Below are 18,195 nucleotides of genomic sequence, written 5' to 3'. Positions count from 1 at the left end.
TTCAGTTGTTAATTTATAATTAGAATAAGGCTTCCCAAGTAGAAGGACAGTTCGCATAGCAGGAAAGTGGCCCCGCAGCAGTCACCCGTATATCCTTGTAGGCGCCGCTTCATCAATCGGTAGAGCAGGAAGAAGGTGAGCAGTGGGAAGAGGGTGGCAATCCACAGCTTTATAGGCAGCAGCAGTACGAAAGGAAGCAGGCCGCAAAGAAATCCGGCCAGTAACTCGTGCCAGCTCATGCGGTTGTAGACGGTCTTGCTTTTGCTGTCTTCCTCTTTCCGGGCATAGGGCAGATAGTTGACAATCTGGGAGGCACAGAACTTGGACCAGCAGTCACCGCAGAGCACAAGGATGCAGAGAAGTCCCAGTGGCAGGTGATGAAGTTGGAGCAACAGCAGGAAATAGCATATCAATCCGATGACACCGTAGCTTCCGATGTGGGAATCCTTCATGATGGCAAGAGTCCGTTCTCGGGTGGTACCGCCACCGAAACCGTCGAAAAAGTCTGCCAGTCCGTCTTCGTGCAGGCATCCGGTGACAATTAGGCGTGCGATGAGGGCAAGAATCCATGCCAATGACACCGGCATAATCTGTCCGGCAAGCCACAGCACTGCCGCCATCACGCCTCCCGTCAGCCAGCCTACAAGCGGCCAATAGGGAACCACATGCTTGAAACACTCTGCCGGTACTTCCTTGATTTTCCAGAAGGGCAGTCGGGTGAGCATTATGAATGCAGCCAAGACATTGTTCATGTTAAAAGTATTTAGTGATGGAGGCATGTGCAAAGTTATCCATTTCATTGAGCATCCGCACGGCCGAGTCGACAATGGGATATGCACAGATGGCCCCTGTTCCTTCTCCCAAACGCAGCCCCAGATTCAGCAGCGGACGGGCATGCAGGGCGTCGAGCACCAGTTTGTGGCCCGACTCGTCTCCGCAGTGTCCGAAGATGGCGTAATCCGTCACTTCCGGGTAGAGCCTGGCGGCGGCAAGCAGGCAGTTGGTCATGATGAATCCGTCAACAAGGATAATCATCCTCAGCTCGGCAGCTTGCAGCATGGCGCCTATGGCCATTACCATTTCCAGTCCACCAAAGTAGCGGATGATGTTCCGGGGAGAGCCGTCGCCTTTGTAATTCTCCATAGACTGTTTCAGCACTTCGTATTTGTGGCGGATGCCCGCGCTGTCGAGTCCGCTGCCTGCGCCGACACATTGTTCCAGAGGAATGCCGGTAAAGCAGGTCATCCACAGGGAGGATGAAGAGGTGTTTCCGATACCCATTTCACCGAAGCTGAGGACATTACTGCCTTCTTCGTGGCATTGGCGCACCACCTCGGCACCCCGTTCCAGGCACATCTCCATTTCCTCTTCCGTCATGGCTGCCTCGTGCAGATAACTCCGGGTGCTTTTGCGCACTTTCATATTGATGATGCCTTTCTCGTAGGGGAGGTCGTAGTCTACTCCTGCATCTACTATTTTCAGGGTAAAGCCGTGCTGCCGGCAGAGGAAATTGACACCTGCCCCTCCATGAAGGAAGTTGCTGATTTGCTGCCAGGTGATTTCCTTTGGAGACAGACTGACACCTTCTTCTACAATGCCGTGGTCGGCGGCGAAGATAATGTTTTGCGGATGTTTCAAGGCGGGGGATAATGTCTGTTGTATGAGTCCGATTTGGAGTGCCAGTTCTTCTAAAATGCCCAATGAACCTTTGGGTTTGGTCAGGTTGTTGATTTTGTCAATCAATGCAGGACGGATTGAGTCGTCCGGGTGGGTGATATGAAATGTTTTCATCAGTCTGTTGAATTTTAGTTGTTTGTTGTTTTATGAATGAGTGTTTTTTACGGTAAGTGGGATGCCGGATACCATCAGTATCACTTCGTCGGCACGGGCGGCTACATATTGGTTCATCCAGCCTTGCATGTCCGTGAACTTTCGTTGCAGTTCGTTCTCGGAAGTTCCTCCCATACCTATTTCATTGGTTACAAAGATGAAGGTTGCGTCTTGTGCCGTGAAGCGGTCGAATTCCGCCTTGGCAGCGGCAAGTGTCCGGTCGGTATCAGACTCGAGGTCGAAGAAGAAATTGGTACACCACAGGGTGATGCAGTCTATCAGGACGACCCGCCCCTCCAGCCGGTGGCGGCTGAGTTCTTTCTCCTCTTCGATGTTTGTCCATTCCGGCCCTCGGCGTTCCTGATGCCGGATTACCCTCTGGCGGAATTCTTCGTCCCAGATGCGTGCTGTGGCAAGATAAACGGGAGTGGGAGAGAGCTCGAGTGCCAGCTTTTCCGCATAGGTGCTTTTGCCGGAACGTGCTCCTCCGGTGATGAGTATGATTCGTTTCATTGGTATTTAGTCTGTATTTTGAAAGAATATCTTTGTTTTCCCGAGCAAAAATAAGAAATATTTGACGAAACGTTTGTTTTTTTAGGAAGTAATTTATTAACTTTGCCACCGTTTTTAAGGCATGACCTTGGAAATGTTTATGCGGCAGTAGCTCAGTTGGTAGAGCATCAGCTTCCCAAGCTGAGGGTCACGAGTTCGAGTCTCGCTTGCCGCTCCTCCATTTAGAGTTAGGCAGTTGCATCACAGCGGCTGCCTTTTTTTAAATATCGAGGAAAATGTTCGGGTCAAGCCATTTTAAACGTAGGAAAAACTTTAAAAAACGAAATAGAATGGCAGTAGAATTGAAAGACCTTACCAAACGTAGTGAGAACTATTCTCAGTGGTACAACGAGTTGGTGGTAAAAGCCGATTTGGCAGAACAATCGGCTGTACGCGGCTGTATGGTGATCAAGCCCTACGGATACGCTATCTGGGAGAAGATGCAACGTCAGTTGGACGATATGTTCAAGGAAACGGGACACGTCAACGCTTATTTCCCCTTGCTTATTCCGAAATCATTCCTCAGCCGCGAGGCGGAACATGTGGAAGGCTTTGCCAAAGAGTGTGCCGTTGTTACGCACTATCGTTTGAAGAACGATCCGAATGGCGGCGGTGTGGTGGTAGACCCTGCTGCAAAACTGGAAGAAGAGTTGATTATCCGCCCCACTTCCGAAACCATCATCTGGAACACCTACAAGAACTGGATCAATTCATACCGCGACCTGCCTATCTTGTGCAACCAGTGGGCAAACGTGTTCCGTTGGGAAATGCGTACCCGTCTGTTCCTCCGTACCGCCGAATTCCTCTGGCAGGAAGGACACACGGCACATGCCACCCGCGAGGAAGCCGAAGAAGAAGCGGTAAAGATGCTGAATGTATATGCCGAGTTTGCCGAAAAATACATGGCGGTGCCCGTGGTAAAGGGCGTGAAGTCTGCCAACGAGCGTTTTGCCGGTGCCCTCAACACCTACACCATCGAAGCGATGATGCAGGACGGAAAGGCTTTGCAGAGCGGTACTTCCCACTTCTTGGGACAGAACTTCGCCAAGGCGTTCGATGTGCAGTTCGTCAATAAGGAGAACAAGCTGGAGTATGTTTGGGCTACTTCCTGGGGTGTTTCCACCCGTCTGATGGGAGCGCTTATCATGACGCATTCCGATGACAACGGTCTGGTACTTCCTCCGCACCTGGCTCCGATACAAGTCGTTATCGTACCTATCTACAAGAATGCGGAGATGCTGGCTAAGATTGACGAGAAAGTGGCAGGCATTGTTGCCAAGCTGAAATCGATGGGCATTTCCGTGAAGTACGACAATGCCGACAACAAACGTCCGGGCTTCAAGTTTGCCGACTATGAGGTGAAGGGGGTTCCCGTCCGTCTGGTGATGGGTGGCCGCGACCTGGAGAACAATACAATGGAAATCATGCGTCGCGATACACTGGAGAAGGAGACGCGTTCCTGCGAGGGTATCGAAGAGTACGTGAAGGATTTGCTCGAGGACATTCAGGCAAATGTCTACAAGAAAGCGCTCGATTACCGTAACAGCCGCATCACCAGCGTGGACAGCTACGAGGAATTCAAGGAAAAGATTGAAGAAGGCGGCTTCATTCTGGCTCATTGGGACGGGACTACCGAAACCGAAGAGAAAATCAAGGAAGAGACCAAAGCAACCATCCGTTGTATTCCTTTCGATTCATTTGTTCCGGGTGACAAGGAACCGGGCAAGTGTATGGTTACCGGCAAGCCTTCTGCCTGCCGCGTGATTTTCGCACGTTCCTATTAATAATACCCACCCCGGATTACGCGGATTAACACAGATGATTTTAGGAGTTCTGATAATCAGAAACTTTTATCTGTGTCAATCCGCGTAATCTGGGGTGATTGTATATCTTGATACGTCCTCTCGGTTTTAAATTTATAGAGTTATCTCTCATCATGAATTGATGAACAGCTATTTATATTGCTTCAGAAATTCTGAGATTGTTTTGCGTACAGTTTCCGGAGATTGTTTTGAATGAAGCATTGCTGCAATGACAATCCTATTCTCATCAATCAATAATATATCACGTTAGGGGAAAGTTTTAAATGACGGACAGTAATGTTGTTAAATAGAGTAGAAAAATCACTGTCTATAATTCCTATATACGGATGTTTTGCTAAAAGATTTACTTTGTCTTGTATCTTTTGACGTGTTTTCTGTGCCGTCAACATGCCAAAATTATTCTCTACATAAATAAGTATCTCTAAAAAGTGCTCATAAGCCAACTTAGACCAGACTATTTCCATCCCATGCGTTCATTTATCATACTCTCTATTTGGGAGTTTGATATACAGTGTCCTGCTTTATTCTCTTCTAAGGCAAATAGAAGGGCTTCAGCCAAAGCATCTCGGGGAATACTGTTGATAAAGTCGTCCATCGGTATGGCTGATTGATGATAAGTTGCCATCATCGGTTCTTGTGTCGTTTGTTTGGGAGAGTCCTGCTCTTTATATGGTTTAATTTTACCCATTGCTTTTATTTTTAATCAAAGGTAAACTGAATAAATGAAAACTCCTAATATTCAATCCATTTATTTTCCACTGCATCAAAGCCAACCAATCTACATACTATTGTAACCTCCTTCACATCTCCTCGTAACAACTTTCCCTCATTTTTGCAGCGTAAAAAAAGAAAGGAGGCCCGAATATGAAACTGAACAGAAATGACTATACCGTAGAGGCGGCAGCCGGCGGTGGTTTTTACGCTTATTTTATGAATAATGTGTTGTGCAGCGCCTACGGTGAAACGCCTGACGAAGCCTGCGAAAACCTGGAACAGATTGTTGACGATTTTGTCAGTGATATGTATATGGTCGAGGAATTTGTCTGATATTCCGGCATCATATGCCGACCGAATTATCCTTTTTACGTATTTATTCCATAAATTCTCTTGAAGTCATGTCTGCGCGATGCCGGTGTGACTTTTGTCATTTATAACCGAATTGTCACATTCTTCACATTCTGCCGTAACACGGAGGTGCGATATTTGCATCAACTAAATGCAACGTCATGTGCTGCATGTGTTTCAACATTAATTTGTAAATCATCAAGTCGTCCCAATGAAAGTCCTTTTTATCGTTCAAGGAGAAGGCCGCGGGCATCTGACCCAAGCCATTACAATGGAAGAGCTGCTGCGCCGCAACGGTCACGAAGTAGTGGAAGTGTTGGTGGGCAAAAGCAATTCGCGCTGTCTGCCCGGTTTCTTCAACCGCAGCATCCAAGCTCCGGTGAAACGTTTTCTCAGTCCCAATTTCCTGCCTACGCCTGCCAACAAGCGGGCAAGTCTTGCGCGTAGTGTGGCCTATAATCTCACCCGTCTGCCCGTCTATCTGAAAAGCATGCACTATATACACCGCCGCATCGAGGAGAGTGGCGCCGAACTGGTCATCAACTTCTACGAACTGCTCACGGGGCTGGCCTATCTCTTCTTCCGTCCTTCCGTCCCTCAAATAAGCGTCGGGCACCAGTACCTGTTCCTGCACCGCGATTTCGAGTTTCCCGGTAAGAACGGCTTCCATCTGTGGCTGCTCCGCCTTTTCACCCGTCTCACGTGCATAGGTGCCCGCGAAAAGCTCGCCCTTTCCTTCCGCGAGATGGAGGATGACGAAGAAGCGCATATCCGCGTGGTTCCGCCATTGCTGCGGAGGGAGGTGCTGTCGTGCGAAGGTACGGAAGGGGATTATCTCCACGGATACATGGTAAACTCCGGTTTTGGCGAGAATATCCTCCACTGGCACAGTGCCCATCCGGAAATACCCCTCCACTTCTTCTGGGACAAGCAGGACGAAGCCGAGGTGTGCCGTGTGGACGACACCTTGAGTTTCCATCAGCTCGATGACGTCAAGTTCCTGCGCTACATGGCAGGCTGCAAGGCCTATGCCACCACTGCCGGCTTCGAGTCGGTCTGCGAGGCGATGTATCTGGGCAAGCCTTTGCTGATGGTTCCGGCGCATATCGAGCAGGACTGTAACGCCTACGATGCATTCCGTAGCGGTGCCGGTGTCATCTCCGAGGAGTTCGATTTGGAACGTCTGCTGGACTTCTCGGAGCATTTCCACCCAAACACGGCTTTCCGCTATTGGGTGCGTAGCTGCGACTGGCGTATCCTGCGCTGTATAGAGAGGGAAGAGAAAGAGGAAACCTTTTTCGGGGTTTCCTCTTCCTGCCGTCCTTTCTTTCCGGCGACTTAAATGCTCACGTTCATCGCATTGGCTCCCAATGCCCCTAAGATGGCGGAGGCTACTGCAATTACGACTTTCAGAATTTTATCCCAGATACTTTTTTTCATGCTATATACGTTTTAAAAGTTGAACATACGAATCGGTAGTAAAATCAGTCATATTTATCCCAACGGATTTTCGCCCTGGTCTCCGTCTGAACCGCCTCCGTCTCCCGAGCCGGAACCGCCGCCGGAGCTTCCTCCTTCACCGTCTCCCTTGTTCACCAATGCTTCCAGGTCGTAGAAGTCAATCTTCTGCCCGGCACGCGTGGCGGCGATGTCCGGTCTTACGGTACTGGAAGGCCGGAAATTGATTTTCACCGCCTTGATGTTCTTGGCGGTGCACTCCTTTACATCCAGTACGCCTGCCGTACGCGCCGACAGGCTGAATACGCCGAAGTTCTTGATATTCACTGACTGGCCGCTGTAGAGGGTTGTTATCATAGCCTCCACAAAATTGGTCAATACACTCTGGATGTCTCCCAGTGTCAGCGAACTCTTCTCCTTCATCACGTACGCAATGTCGTCCAGCGTCGCATTGTCGCCCAGTGTCACCAGCTGCGGGTAGAACTTTGCCACCGCATCTGCCTTTCGAGGATCTTTCCTCGCAATTTTCTTGAATGGTACTCCCATAAACAATTAAATAATTAAAAATTAACAATTAGAAATTAAAGTCCCGTATTGCAATACTTTGCTCTTTCTCCTTTAGGGGGGAAGAGGGGTGCTGCAAAAGTACTCCTCCGGCTTTTTCTGCTCATGGTTTTCTTCGGGTTACGCCGTCTCTTTCCCGTTTCCTTTCTGTTCAGGAAAAGTTCTTCGTCCGATGCCCGTTTATGTCTGCATATGCTTGGTCATATCACTGATATTCAGTATCTTTATGGTGTAATAATCAACCAATAACATAAAGAATGAAAACAGAAAAAGAAAAGAGGGAAGAGGAGGAGGAAGACCTTCGTCCGTTCCGCATCCACGCCTATTCGAAGGAGGAGCTTGCCATGCTCTACAACCCGACTTACTGCATCAGCAATGCCATCTATACTTTGGCGGCATGGATACGCCACAACAAGGCGCTGAAGGGTGAGCTGGAGAAGGTGGGCTACAACAAATACCGACGCACCTTCACTCCGCTGGAAGTGAAAGTGCTGGTGAAGTATCTGGGAGAACCCTGACAGGATGCCGGCCGGAAATAGGGAAGCCGTGTAAGGAAAACGCCAATATATGTAAAGCCCCGTAACAATATATGTTGTCATGCACAACAATATATGTTACGGGGCTTCTCTCTTCTCCTCGAATGCCGGTTACTGATATAGCTGGATGTCCACTACCTCATATTCGGTCGTCTCCTGCTCGTTGGTCCGTGTACCGAATCCGTACTTTTCCAGTGCCTGCACCAGTACCAGCTGGGTGTGCGGGTTCACCTGCACCTTTCCGAATATGCTGAGCTTGGTCAGTATGACGCTGGCAGGGAGCCATTTTATCTGCAGGTCCTCGGGCAGCGGTTTGCGGAAGAAGACGAAGAGGTTCTCCTCCACGGGGTCTTTCATGCGGTGCCGTTCGTTGTGCTTGTTCAGCTGTTCTATCTCCTCGCCCTCGTACCAGTATCTGAAACCGTCTTTCAGCAAGGCGAGCGCCTGGGCGTAGATGCCGGGATGGTTCACCGGGGTGTGGTAGTCTATGCCGGTGACGGTGATGGGGAGGAAACGCCGGTTTCCACCGATGTCCTGCAGGCACTGCCGGTTGTTGGTGCTCGCGATGAAGGAGCAGTGGCGGGGCAGGGTGAAGGCTTCGATGTCGTAGGCCTTGCGCTGCGTCACGTTGTCCTGCGCGATGATTCGCTTCAATGCTGCCAGCTCGCCGGGCTTCACGCCTTCGAACTCCTCCATGTTGATGATGATTCGCGTGGCGAGCAGGCGGGCATCGTCCTTGTTGCTCGGGTCTATTATGCCGTTGTAGAAGTACTCTTTCCACTCGGGCGGCAGCAGGCGCCGAATCCAGCTGCTCTTTCCCTTTCCCTGCTCGCTGTAGAGGATGATGACGAGTTGGTTCATGTCCTCGTCGCTCAGTGCGCAGGCCACCAGGCCCACTATCCACCGTTTGAAGCCCTTCTGCCATAGCTCCCGGTTCTCGGTCGTCAGGGTGTCGGCAAGTTGGGCGATGTAGTCCGTCCCGTCCCAGGGGGGAAGCGCGTACAGATAGTCGGTGTAGGGGTTGAACTCCTTGGCGTAGTTGGAGTCTATCACGGCTCTGAGGAAATTCTGGTAGCAGGAGATGCCGGCCATCTGCAGGTCTACGAATATGGTGTTGTAGTCCTTTCCGCGCATGGGGCGGTAACCTTTTCCGGCATCTGCCGACAGGGCATAGGGCATGAATTCGAGGCGGTCCAGGATGAGGTTCCTGCGGATGCCGTAGTGCTCTTCCAGAAAGCTCATCACTTGGTTGATGACGGGCTTTTTCTCTTCCTTCTTTGTGGCGGCTTCGCTGGTCTTGTCGGTATAGATGTAGGCATTGTGCAGGGGAGATTCCACGTCGGGATACTCTTGTCCGAACTCGTTTTTCGCCAGTCTGATGGCTGTCTGCTCGTCCAGGCCCTTGCTGTAGCATTTGTTGCCCAGGGCGAAGAGGAAGTTGTCGCGGTTGCCTGCCCGGAACCTGGTGGTGCGCTTCACGGCAGTCACGGCTTGGGAGAATATCAGCTTCTCCCAAGGCTTTGCGTCCTGCGGTGTGGCGGCAGAGGAGGCGGGGAGGGGGTGTACCGTTTCGACGGGCGTCTTTTTGGGGCTGTTCTCCTTCTTCGCAGGCGGGATGATGCGTGCCGGCAACGGGGAAATCTGTTCCAGCAGTGCGGCATTGATATAGGCATGCGGGTCGAAGGACATGAAGTATCCTCGCGAGATGTCCTTTCCGCTTCCATCCACCTCTACTCCGAGAAGGGCCTCGTAGTACTCTTTGGCGGCGCTGTACAGCTTCAGGTGTATCTCCTCGAGCGTGGCGTAGGTCACCTCGCCCTGTCGGAGACGGTCATACAGACGCCGGGTGTATTCCGTCTGCATGAAGACGAACAGCTTGTAGCCGTGCCTTTTGGGGGAGAGGAAACTCCCCAGGGTGTGCGGGTCTTCGTTGATGAGGGTCCGGGTCTGCTCCAACTGTCTCTCTTCCAGGTCGTCGATGTCGAGCGTGATGACGGGGTTGTAGCGGGTGATGCTCGGTGCGAGCCTTCTTTCCCGGTAGTTGGCCGTGAGGGTCCTGAAGGGAAGCTGCTTCTTGACGTGGTTGGCTTCCTCCACCTTTCCCTGCGCCACGAGGCTGGCGATTTTGATGATTAACTTGGCATGCTTGCCGTTTCTTATGTCAGCCATGTCCTGCGTGAAGGTTGTCTCCCCGCTGACGGCGCTGAAACCACGGTAGGTGGTAACTGGAATGTTTTCCATTCTACTTGTATTAAGTTTGCCTTATTGGCGGCGCAAAGATGCCGTTTATTTCCTTAGGAAGCAAAAACGGCCATCCGCAGTGGGACAGCCGTTTTTTTACAATTTGGGAACCCGGGTACGCATCACCGGCGGCATCTTCGAAGGAGTGGAAGGGGTGTTTGTGCGTGTGCGCCATGACCGGAGGGTGGTGGTAAACATCGAGGGGGTGATGGCGGTGGCGACGACGTTTGTGCATGCGTCGCTGGTGGAGGAGATCGAATAATAATTTGTAACAATATTGCCCGAATCTTTGAAAAATAAAGCTGTCCATGGTGCGAAGTGGAGCTTTATCGATAACATATCCAATTCCGGTGTTACCTTTTTGGTAGGCCTGATATTGGCCCGTCTCTTGACTCCTGCCGAATATGGCATTATGGCCATGATAGCTATCTTCATAGCGGTGTCCAACTCCATTGTCGACAGTGGTTTCTCTAATGCACTGATACGGAAAGTACATATTGAAAAGGTAGACTACAATACGGTTTTCTTGTTTAACTTGATAGTCAGTATTGTTTTATACATCCTTTTATATGTAGCTGCTCCCGCTATCAGTCTGTTTTTTAAAGAACTGGTTTTGATAGATGTGTTAAGGGTAATAGGGCTGATTCTGATTGTTAATGCATTGGGTATCATTCCCCGTACCATATTAGTAAGAGGTATTGATTTTAAGACACAGACCAAAGTATCCATAATCTCTTCTGTTTCAGGTGGATTGGTTGGCGTAGGCATGGCTATAGTGGGCTTTGGAGTATGGAGTTTGGTGTGGCAACAGCTTTCCCGGCAGATTCTGAATTCTCTGTTTCTTTGGATATTCTGTAAATGGATGCCCCAATGGGAATTCTCCGTAAAAAGCTTCAAGGAAATGTTCGGTTTTGGCTATAAGCTCTTGTTGTCCGGATTATTGGATACTCTTTACAAGAATGTTTATTATGTGGTTATAGGCCGTTGTTACAGTTCTGCACAGTTGGGGCAATATACTCGTGCAGAGCAGTTCAATACGATATTTTCCAGTAATCTGACCAGTATTGTCCAGCGTGTCAGTTATCCGGTGCTTAGTTCCATTCAAGAAGAACCGGAGCGCTTGCGCGAAGCTTATCGGCAGATAATAAAGACTACAATGCTTGTGACATTCGCTTGCATGCTGGGACTTGCAGCTGTGGCTAGACCTTTGATTATAATTCTGATCGGTGAGAAATGGTTGACTGCTGTTTCCTTTCTGCAGATCATTTGTTTCAGTGGTATGCTTTATCCGCTTCATGCCATCAATCTGAATATCTTGCAGGTGAAAGGACGTTCGGACTTGTGTTTGAAGTTAGAAATTATAAAAAAAATTATAGCTATTGGCCCTATAGTAGTCGGCATCTTTTATGGCATCGAATATATGCTGTGGGGCAGTGTCTTAATCTCTTTCATAGCCTATTTCTTAAATAGCCATTATTCTGCCGACTTGATACACTATTCTACCATGGAACAAATCAAGGACGTGTTTCCGGTTTTTACAGTTTCTTTGATAGTTTCTACTGTCATGTGGCTTTTTTCCTTATTGGATATATCCGTTTATATTCAGTTACCCATCCAGATTATAGTTGGTTTGACATTGGCTTTTGCTGTTTACGAAAGGTTAAGATTACCAGAGTATCTTGAGGTAAAACGGCTTGGGTTGTCGGCTCTTCACAAAAAATAGAAATCAGTATATATTTTTATAGTAAAATGGAAAATAAAGTGATTACAGTTACTTCTCCATTACTTCCTTCGCTTGACGATTTCATTCCTTATTTGCAGGATATCTGGAATCGTAAGTGGCTGACCAATAACGGTCATTATCATCAGGAACTGGAGAAAGCTTTGTGTGAATATTTGAAGGTGCCTTATATCAGTCTTTTCACCAACGGCACACTGCCGTTGATGTGTGCTCTGCAAGCATTACGAATTACCGGCGAAGTAATAACCACTCCATATAGTTTTGTAGCTACCACCCATGCTTTGTGGTGGAATGGAATCAAGCCGGTATTCGTGGATATTGACCCTGAAACTTGTAACATTGACCCGGACAAAATAGAAGCGGCAATAACCCCCAAGACAACGGCGATTATGCCGGTACATGTTTATGGCAAGCCTTGTGATACAGAGCGTATCCAGGCAATAGCGGACAAATACGGTTTGAAGGTCATTTATGATGCTGCCCATGCTTTTGGGGTAGAGGTGAATGGAAAGTCGGTATTGAATGCCGGAGATATGTCGACGCTTAGTTTTCATGCCACTAAGGTATATAATACCGTGGAGGGCGGAGCATTGATTTGCCACGATGAAAAGACCAAAAAGCGTATTGATTATCTGAAGAATTTTGGTTTTGCAGGAGAGACAGAGATTGTGGCTCCTGGTATTAATGGTAAGATGGATGAAGTTCGTGCAGCATTTGGCTTGCTCAACCTGAAGCAAGTGGATGTTGCGATAGAAGCCCGTCGTCAAGTGGCTATTCGTTATCGTGATGCTTTGCGGGAAGTGCCCGGCATCAGTTTTATGGAAGATATGCTTGGTGTACGTCACAACTACTCTTATTTTCCAATATTTGTGGATGCCGAGAAATATGGCATGACTCGGGATGAACTCTATTTTAAGATGAAGGAACAAGGTGTGCTGGGACGGAGATATTTCTATCCGCTTATCAGCGAGTTCTCTACATATAGGGGATTGGAGTCTGCAAAATTGGAAAGCCTTCCAGTAGCTACTAAAATGGCAAAAAGTGTAATCTGCTTGCCAATGTATTGTGGATTGTCGAATGAAGATGTTGAAAGAATTTTAAATCTGATATTGAAATGAAATTAGGTATAATGCAACCTTATTTTATGCCTTATATAGGTTATTTCCAGCTAATTAAGGCTGTTGATAAATACGTTGTATACGATGATGTTAATTATATTAAAGGAGGGTGGGTGAATCGTAACAATATATTGGTAAATGGTGAAAAGAAAATGTTTACTATCACTTTGAAGGGGGCTAGTGCCTATAAACATTTCAATGAAATAGAGATAGGAGATGATTTTCGTAAATTTATGAAAACATTGGAATTGAATTACTCTAAAGCTCCTTTCTATCATGAAACAATGGAATTGTTGTATAGGATAATTATGTTTCCAAATAGACAGTTGGCTCTCTTCTTGGCTAATAGTTTTAAAGAAATTTTAGATTATCTAAATATTCAGACTGAAATATTGCTATCTTCAGATTTACCTAAAGATTGCTCTTTAAAAGGAAAGGATAAAGTTCTTCATATTTGTAAGTTACTATCGGCAGATACTTATTATAATGCTATAGGTGGAAAACAAATCTATAATAAGGAAGACTTTATGCAAAATGGTATTAATTTGAAATTTGTAGATACGATAATAAAAAGGTATCCCCAGCAATCTAAAGAATTTGTTCCATATTTATCAATAATAGATGTACTAATGAATAATTCTAAAGAAGAAACTTGTATGTTATTAGATTCATTTAGTTTACAATGATGTCAATAGGTGGCTATTTTGAACTGGAAATACGTGAAGGAAAACATTTTCATCAAGGTGCAATAAAACTGAGTACTGCTCGTCAATGCTTTGAGTATATATTAAAAGCTAGACGGTATACAAAAGTGTATATTCCATATTACACTTGTGATGTGATAATAGAACCTCTCATGAAATTAAATGTAAAGTATGAATATTATCATATAAATAGTTTACTGGATCCTGTGTTTGATAAAAAAATAGAAAGCTCAGAGGCTTTTCTATATACTAATTATTTCGGCTTAAAACAAGATACTGTTCTTTATTTATCTCGGTTTTATCCTAACTTAATAGTTGATAATGCACAAGCTTTTTTTGCAAAACCAATTGAAGGGGTAGATACATTTTATTCTGCCCGTAAATTTTTTGGAGTTCCAGATGGCGCTTATTTGTACACAACTGCGTTACTGGATATTGATTTCCCGATTTATAATCCTATTGATAATATTAACTACTTGATAGGGCGTATAACTGACTCTGCAGAGGGGTATTATAAAGATTTTCAAGAATCTGAAAAAAGGATGTCAAATCAAGAGATACATAGAATGTCTGTATTGTCTGATAAAATTTTGTCTTCTTTGGATTACGTCTCAATAATTGAAAGGCGTCGTTTTAATTATCATCTTCTCTACAGTGCATTAACTGCATTTAATAAATTTGATTTTAGTATTTCTGAAAATCAAAATGTCCCGTTGATATATCCTTTTTATACGAGCAAAGCTGGGCTTCGCCAACAATTAATATTAGAGCACGTATATGTACCTCAATATTGGCAAAACGTAGTGAATAAGATAGACGCTAAATGTCTGGAATACTCAATCGCGAATAATATGATTGCATTGCCTATAGATCAGAGATATGATGAAAAAACAATGAATATATTAATTGAAAAAATATCTAACTTAAATAACCATTTATCATGAAAAAGAAAATTATTATTTTTGGAGCAACCGGTAATACAGGGTCTTATTTGTTAGAATACGCATTAAATTTCTTTAATAAGGAAGAGTATGAAATAATAGCTTCAGGACGTCGCGAAACTACTTTTTTTTCCAAAAGGGGAATACCATATTATTCTGTGGACATTACGAAGGAAGAAGATTTTGATAAGCTTCCAATGGAAAATATACATGCAGTTATGCTACTCTCTGCTCAAATACCTTCTTATATGGATACTTATTGCCCCATAAAGTATTTAGATTCTATTGTAATAGGAGGATTTAATGTATTAGAGTATTGCCGCAAATGTCATGTAGATAGGATAATTTATACTCAAACCGTTTTTGATATTTCATTGTATTCTCATGATACTATTTTAAAACCCGATATGAAACCAAATTTTAGCTATACGGGTGATCATGCTATATATGTAATTTCCAAAAATACTGCTTTAGACTTGATAGAGCATTATTATCAAGAATACGGTTTGAAAAAATTCATTTTTAGGCTTCCAACAATATATAGCTATAGCCCTTATCCGTACTACTTTCCTAATGGAGTCAAGACGAAGCGACCTATTTACCAAATGATTGAAAATGCTCAGAAAGGACTACCTATAGAGATATGGGGAGATCCTCATTATGCAAAGGATATGGTTCATGTTAACGATTTTAGTCAAATGTTGTGTAAAGCTGTTGAGGTGGAACAAGAAAGTGGCTTTTATAATGTGGGTACAGGAATGCCAATTACATTAGAAGAACAAATTCGCACTATTATTAGTGTTTTTTCGCCTAAGGAGTCACCATCTGAAGTTATATATAGACCAGACAAAGTTTGTGGTGGTGGGTACATAATGAACATTGAAAATGCAAAGAAAGAATTAGGATATGTGCCTCAATATGATTGTCGTAAGTTGTTTGAGGATTATAAAAGTGAAATGGAAATAAAGCGTTTTGCTGAATTAAGATTAAAATAAATGAACGGTTCAATGACAGTTAGCATATGTTGCTTGACGTATAATCATGAAGAATATATAAGGCAGTGTTTAGATGGCCTTATAATGCAAAAAACAGAATTTGATTTTGAAATTCTTGTTCATGATGATGCGTCTTCTGATGCTACTCAGAGTATTATTAATGAATATGTTGTGGCATATCCTAATCTTATTAAACCAATTCTTCAGATTCGAAACCAGTATTCTCAAGGTATTTCTCCGTTACGTCAAATATTATTTCCTTTAGTAAAAGGTAAATATGTTGCGCTTTGTGAGGGGGATGATTATTGGACTGATCCGTTGAAGTTACAAAAGCAAGTAGATTTTTTAGAAAATCATCCAGATTATTCTCTTTGTTGTCATATGGTAAGGCGTATTAATCAACAGACTGGTGAGGAACTTAAGTCAGATTATATATCATATGATATGGATTTGAGTAATAATGAAATAATTCTTGCACACGGCTATTTGACACCAACATTATCTCTTGTTTTTCCTAGGTTATATCTTGATAAAAGGCCTAGCTATTTGAAAAAATCTCCTATTGGAGATCTTCCACTTACTTTTTTTTTAATGATTAATGGAAAAGTTCATTGCTTTTCTTCTATGATGGGAGTATATAGGGCTTATGTTCCTATAGCATGGACTGCTTCTTATGCAAAACGATCTTTTATGAAACGATTCCATTTTCGATTAAAATATAATGCATTTATTTTGGAATTTAATAAACTGACATGTGGTGAGTATTATGAGGATTTGAAAAATGAGCATTTGCAATATGGCAATAATTTGAAAGGTCTTTTTGTATATATCTTAAGCAAATTTTATCACTTTATCACTTATTATAATTAGTGTCATGAGAAAAATAGCGATTATATTGCCTGGAGATAAATTACCTTTGCCGTCAGTAAAAGGAGGAGCCGTAGAATCTTTGGTACAATGTTTATTGGATTATAATGAGAAATATCACACTTATAATTTTGTCGTTTTTTCAGTTTATAATGAAGAAGCTGCTCTCAAGTCTCGTTCTTATAAGCATACAGATTTTAAATATATCAACACTGACTCTTTAAATTATAAATTAAAGCAAGTTTTCCGATGGATATATAATCGTTTTTTCCCTTATATTGGGAATCAATTTATAAATTCTGTCATGAATGGAATGGATACAGATTATGATTATGTTCTTATTGAAAATGCTCCTTGGTTTGTTATACCATTGAAAAGAAAAATGAATATGAGTATGGTACAACATTTGCATAATAATTATCTGGGAATCACATCTTCATTTAACCAACAAATTATAGATAATTCTGATTTTGTATTAGCTGTCAGTAAATTTATTAAAAATGAAATTCTTTCTCATCTCAATTGTACTCCAGAACTCATTTCTGTTTTATATAATGGCATATCCTTAGAAAGATTTGGAAAGTCAGAATGTTTATGGTCATTACGTGAACAGCTTGGCATTAGTCATGATGACTTTGTATTTGTTTTTTCAGGTCGATTAGTTCCGAAAAAAGGAATAAAAGAATTGTTATTAGCTATAAAGCAAATTCAACATCTCAATTTTAAGTTATTAATTATAGGTAGTTCTTTTTTTTCATCTGATCGAAAGACTTCTTTTATTGAAGAATTACAGAACCTATCGTCTGAATTGCCTAATGTGATTTTTACAGGATATATACCTTATCAAAAAATTCAAGATTATTATCATTTGGCTAACGTTGCTATAGTTCCATCTATTGGGGATGAGGCATGTCCATTATCATGTATTGAGTTTATGGCTTCTTCACTTCCGCTTATTGTTACTGATTCAGGTGGTATGGTTGAATTGGTCGATGAAGATTGTGCTATTATAATTAAACGCAATGAAAATATTATAACGCAATTAAAAGATGCAATGATCAATTTGTTAAATAATAAACGAAAATGCCAGTTGATGGGAGAAGCTGCAAGAAAACGAAGTACGTTATTCTCTGATTTGGTTTATTCTAAGAAGTTTATGGATCTTATTGATAATTAATTAATTAATTAATTAATTAATGTGGATTTATTATATCCTTTAACGTTTTGCATTTGCCTATTATATAACTTGAAAGGGAAAGGGCTTAATGCTTCTTCATTTATACTTTTATTATATTTTCTATCTTCAATCTGTGGTGTGTGTTTACATCTATATCATCCAGATTATATAAAAATAGAAATTTCTTTGCAAGCAGTTGTCCATCACCTATCTTGTCTGTTTTTGATTCTTTATCCTATCTTACAATACGGAAATACTTTAAGTTTTGATTTACTTTATAATAAACAATCTTTCAAGAGGATTGCTATAATAATAAGCTTATTTTCTTTATTAGGGATAATTTCTGATATACCTAATTATTATTTAGCCTTTTCTCAACCTTTGGCTGCAGTTAGAGCTATGAATGTAGAAGGAGGACTGGTTAATACGCAAGTTGGATTAAAGTCGTATTTGATAGCTATTGGCCATTCGGCTGGTCCATTTTGTCTTTTCTTGTTTTTTTATTTTAGGACCTTTTTAAAAGTAAAGTATTATCTACTATTACTATTTATTGCATCTTTAACAAATTTATCATCTAATATAC

At 43.5% G+C, this 18,195-nt stretch carries 20 protein-coding genes, 1 tRNA gene and 1 pseudogene; 14 read left to right on the top strand and 8 right to left on the bottom strand.

What is annotated here, in order from left to right; genetic code table 11:
- Positions 1-8: 8 nt before the first annotated feature.
- Genes cobS through cobU form a run of 3 tightly spaced genes read right to left on the bottom strand, consistent with a single transcriptional unit; the run spans position 9 to position 2,343 of the window.
- Positions 9-752, bottom strand: a complete 744-nt coding sequence (gene cobS, locus HUX74_RS00105) for an adenosylcobinamide-GDP ribazoletransferase (RefSeq protein WP_061412619.1) — start codon at positions 750-752, stop codon at positions 9-11.
- Between the two features lies 1 nt (position 753).
- Positions 754-1,791, bottom strand: coding sequence for a nicotinate-nucleotide--dimethylbenzimidazole phosphoribosyltransferase (cobT, locus tag HUX74_RS00100; RefSeq protein WP_174645976.1), 1,038 nt, complete (start codon positions 1,789-1,791; stop codon positions 754-756).
- A gap of 30 nt (positions 1,792-1,821) precedes the next feature.
- The gene (gene cobU / locus HUX74_RS00095; protein ID WP_174645975.1) at positions 1,822-2,343 is read right to left on the bottom strand and encodes a bifunctional adenosylcobinamide kinase/adenosylcobinamide-phosphate guanylyltransferase; all 522 of its coding nucleotides are present in this window, start codon (positions 2,341-2,343) and stop codon (positions 1,822-1,824) included.
- Positions 2,344-2,484: 141 nt separating this feature from the next.
- Here cobU and HUX74_RS00090 point away from each other — a divergent pair.
- Positions 2,485-2,557 (top strand) — tRNA-Gly (locus HUX74_RS00090).
- A gap of 115 nt (positions 2,558-2,672) precedes the next feature.
- Positions 2,673-4,166 (top strand): proline--tRNA ligase, encoded by a 1,494-nt coding sequence (proS, locus tag HUX74_RS00085; RefSeq protein WP_005829226.1) that lies wholly within the window; start codon positions 2,673-2,675, stop codon positions 4,164-4,166.
- Between the two features lie 269 nt (positions 4,167-4,435).
- Here proS and HUX74_RS20970 read toward each other — a convergent pair whose 3' ends face one another.
- Together HUX74_RS20970 and HUX74_RS00080 are read right to left on the bottom strand one after the other, a co-directional pair.
- Positions 4,436-4,669, bottom strand: a complete 234-nt coding sequence (locus HUX74_RS20970) for a type II toxin-antitoxin system RelE/ParE family toxin (RefSeq protein WP_229095583.1) — start codon at positions 4,667-4,669, stop codon at positions 4,436-4,438.
- A complete protein-coding gene (locus tag HUX74_RS00080) occupies positions 4,660-4,893 on the bottom strand; it encodes a hypothetical protein (protein ID WP_174645974.1) in 234 nt (77 codons plus the stop codon). Before HUX74_RS00080 ends, HUX74_RS20970 begins: the two co-directional genes overlap by 10 nt.
- A 176-nt stretch (positions 4,894-5,069) precedes the next feature.
- Here HUX74_RS00080 and HUX74_RS00075 point away from each other — a divergent pair, with 176 nt between their 5' ends.
- Both HUX74_RS00075 and HUX74_RS00070 read left to right on the top strand, forming a co-directional pair.
- The gene (locus tag HUX74_RS00075) at positions 5,070-5,252 is read left to right on the top strand and encodes a hypothetical protein (RefSeq protein ID WP_005829223.1); all 183 of its coding nucleotides are present in this window, start codon (positions 5,070-5,072) and stop codon (positions 5,250-5,252) included.
- A gap of 229 nt (positions 5,253-5,481) precedes the next feature.
- The gene (locus HUX74_RS00070; protein WP_174645973.1) at positions 5,482-6,612 is read left to right on the top strand and encodes a glycosyltransferase family protein; all 1,131 of its coding nucleotides are present in this window, start codon (positions 5,482-5,484) and stop codon (positions 6,610-6,612) included.
- On the opposite strand, the gene HUX74_RS00065 is transcribed toward HUX74_RS00070, so the two are convergent.
- Both HUX74_RS00065 and HUX74_RS00060 read right to left on the bottom strand, forming a co-directional pair.
- A complete protein-coding gene (locus HUX74_RS00065; protein WP_005829220.1) occupies positions 6,609-6,710 on the bottom strand; it encodes a smalltalk protein in 102 nt (33 codons plus the stop codon). The two genes, HUX74_RS00070 and HUX74_RS00065, sit on opposite strands and share 4 nt — an antisense overlap.
- Before the next feature lie 54 nt (positions 6,711-6,764).
- Entirely contained in the window at positions 6,765-7,274 is a 510-nt protein-coding gene (locus HUX74_RS00060) for an HU family DNA-binding protein (protein WP_005829218.1), read from the bottom strand.
- Positions 7,275-7,549: 275 nt separating this feature from the next.
- On the opposite strand from HUX74_RS00060, the gene HUX74_RS00055 reads away from it, so the two are divergent.
- On the top strand, positions 7,550-7,810 hold the full coding sequence (locus HUX74_RS00055) for a DUF4248 domain-containing protein (protein ID WP_005829216.1): 261 nt from the start codon (positions 7,550-7,552) through the stop codon (positions 7,808-7,810).
- Between the two features lie 129 nt (positions 7,811-7,939).
- On the opposite strand, the gene HUX74_RS00050 is transcribed toward HUX74_RS00055, so the two are convergent.
- Complete coding sequence (locus tag HUX74_RS00050; protein WP_138346202.1) at positions 7,940-10,069, bottom strand: VapE domain-containing protein; 2,130 nt, start codon at positions 10,067-10,069, stop codon at positions 7,940-7,942.
- 106 nt (positions 10,070-10,175) lie between these two features.
- On the opposite strand from HUX74_RS00050, the pseudogene HUX74_RS00045 reads away from it, so the two are divergent.
- The 9 genes and pseudogenes from HUX74_RS00045 to HUX74_RS00005 form a co-directional block, all read left to right on the top strand.
- Positions 10,176-10,331, top strand: a pseudogene (locus HUX74_RS00045) (transcriptional regulator); the annotation flags it as partial.
- Positions 10,332-10,346: 15 nt separating this feature from the next.
- Positions 10,347-11,792, top strand: a complete 1,446-nt coding sequence (locus tag HUX74_RS00040) for a lipopolysaccharide biosynthesis protein (RefSeq protein WP_117713501.1) — start codon at positions 10,347-10,349, stop codon at positions 11,790-11,792.
- Between the two features lie 26 nt (positions 11,793-11,818).
- Positions 11,819-12,928: a DegT/DnrJ/EryC1/StrS aminotransferase family protein gene (locus tag HUX74_RS00035; protein WP_117713502.1), complete on the top strand. Its 1,110-nt coding sequence runs from the start codon at positions 11,819-11,821 to the stop codon at positions 12,926-12,928.
- Positions 12,925-13,614, top strand: a complete 690-nt coding sequence (locus tag HUX74_RS00030) for a WbqC family protein (protein WP_016273684.1) — start codon at positions 12,925-12,927, stop codon at positions 13,612-13,614. The genes HUX74_RS00035 and HUX74_RS00030 overlap by 4 nt, the downstream gene beginning before the upstream one ends.
- Complete coding sequence (locus HUX74_RS00025) at positions 13,611-14,576, top strand: hypothetical protein (protein WP_117713503.1); 966 nt, start codon at positions 13,611-13,613, stop codon at positions 14,574-14,576. The genes HUX74_RS00030 and HUX74_RS00025 overlap by 4 nt, the downstream gene beginning before the upstream one ends.
- Entirely contained in the window at positions 14,573-15,568 is a 996-nt protein-coding gene (locus tag HUX74_RS00020; protein WP_016273686.1) for an NAD(P)-dependent oxidoreductase, read from the top strand. The genes HUX74_RS00025 and HUX74_RS00020 overlap by 4 nt, the downstream gene beginning before the upstream one ends.
- Positions 15,569-16,438, top strand: a complete 870-nt coding sequence (locus HUX74_RS00015) for a glycosyltransferase family 2 protein (protein ID WP_174645972.1) — start codon at positions 15,569-15,571, stop codon at positions 16,436-16,438.
- 4 nt (positions 16,439-16,442) lie between these two features.
- Positions 16,443-17,612 carry a glycosyltransferase family 4 protein gene (locus HUX74_RS00010; RefSeq protein ID WP_174645971.1) on the top strand — a complete coding sequence of 390 codons (1,170 nt, stop codon included), beginning with the start codon at positions 16,443-16,445 and terminating at the stop codon, positions 17,610-17,612.
- Positions 17,613-17,633: 21 nt separating this feature from the next.
- Positions 17,634-18,195, top strand: a 562-nt coding sequence (locus HUX74_RS00005) for a hypothetical protein (RefSeq protein ID WP_174645970.1), incomplete at its 3' end; no start/stop codon positions are given.

The organism is Bacteroides sp. Marseille-P8574, assembly GCF_902825465.1.
Lineage (GTDB): Bacteria > Bacteroidota > Bacteroidia > Bacteroidales > Bacteroidaceae > Bacteroides > Bacteroides uniformis.
The sequence above is the reverse complement of the archived record's forward strand: the minus strand, read 5'-3'. Positions and strand labels throughout refer to the sequence as shown.

Bases quoted from the DNA above. Each gene is read 5' to 3' on its own strand.
- HUX74_RS00065 (WP_005829220.1), bottom strand. From the start codon at position 6,710: ATGAAAAAAAGTATCTGGGATAAAATTCTGAAAGTCGTAATTGCAGTA.
- cobT (WP_174645976.1), bottom strand. From the start codon at position 1,791: ATGAAAACATTTCATATCACCCACCCGGACGACTCAATCCGTCCTGCA.
- HUX74_RS00080 (WP_174645974.1), bottom strand. From the start codon at position 4,893: ATGGGTAAAATTAAACCATATAAAGAGCAGGACTCTCCCAAACAAACG.
- HUX74_RS00060 (WP_005829218.1), bottom strand. From the start codon at position 7,274: ATGGGAGTACCATTCAAGAAAATTGCGAGGAAAGATCCTCGAAAGGCA.
- HUX74_RS00020 (WP_016273686.1), top strand. From the start codon at position 14,573: ATGAAAAAGAAAATTATTATTTTTGGAGCAACCGGTAATACAGGGTCT.
- cobU (WP_174645975.1), bottom strand. From the start codon at position 2,343: ATGAAACGAATCATACTCATCACCGGAGGAGCACGTTCCGGCAAAAGC.
- HUX74_RS00015 (WP_174645972.1), top strand. From the start codon at position 15,569: ATGAACGGTTCAATGACAGTTAGCATATGTTGCTTGACGTATAATCAT.
- HUX74_RS00055 (WP_005829216.1), top strand. From the start codon at position 7,550: ATGAAAACAGAAAAAGAAAAGAGGGAAGAGGAGGAGGAAGACCTTCGT.
- proS (WP_005829226.1), top strand. From the start codon at position 2,673: ATGGCAGTAGAATTGAAAGACCTTACCAAACGTAGTGAGAACTATTCT.
- HUX74_RS00030 (WP_016273684.1), top strand. From the start codon at position 12,925: ATGAAATTAGGTATAATGCAACCTTATTTTATGCCTTATATAGGTTAT.
- HUX74_RS00075 (WP_005829223.1), top strand. From the start codon at position 5,070: ATGAAACTGAACAGAAATGACTATACCGTAGAGGCGGCAGCCGGCGGT.
- cobS (WP_061412619.1), bottom strand. From the start codon at position 752: ATGAACAATGTCTTGGCTGCATTCATAATGCTCACCCGACTGCCCTTC.
- HUX74_RS00035 (WP_117713502.1), top strand. From the start codon at position 11,819: ATGGAAAATAAAGTGATTACAGTTACTTCTCCATTACTTCCTTCGCTT.
- HUX74_RS00070 (WP_174645973.1), top strand. From the start codon at position 5,482: ATGAAAGTCCTTTTTATCGTTCAAGGAGAAGGCCGCGGGCATCTGACC.
- HUX74_RS00050 (WP_138346202.1), bottom strand. From the start codon at position 10,069: ATGGAAAACATTCCAGTTACCACCTACCGTGGTTTCAGCGCCGTCAGC.
- HUX74_RS00010 (WP_174645971.1), top strand. From the start codon at position 16,443: ATGAGAAAAATAGCGATTATATTGCCTGGAGATAAATTACCTTTGCCG.
- HUX74_RS00025 (WP_117713503.1), top strand. From the start codon at position 13,611: ATGATGTCAATAGGTGGCTATTTTGAACTGGAAATACGTGAAGGAAAA.
- HUX74_RS20970 (WP_229095583.1), bottom strand. From the start codon at position 4,669: ATGGAAATAGTCTGGTCTAAGTTGGCTTATGAGCACTTTTTAGAGATA.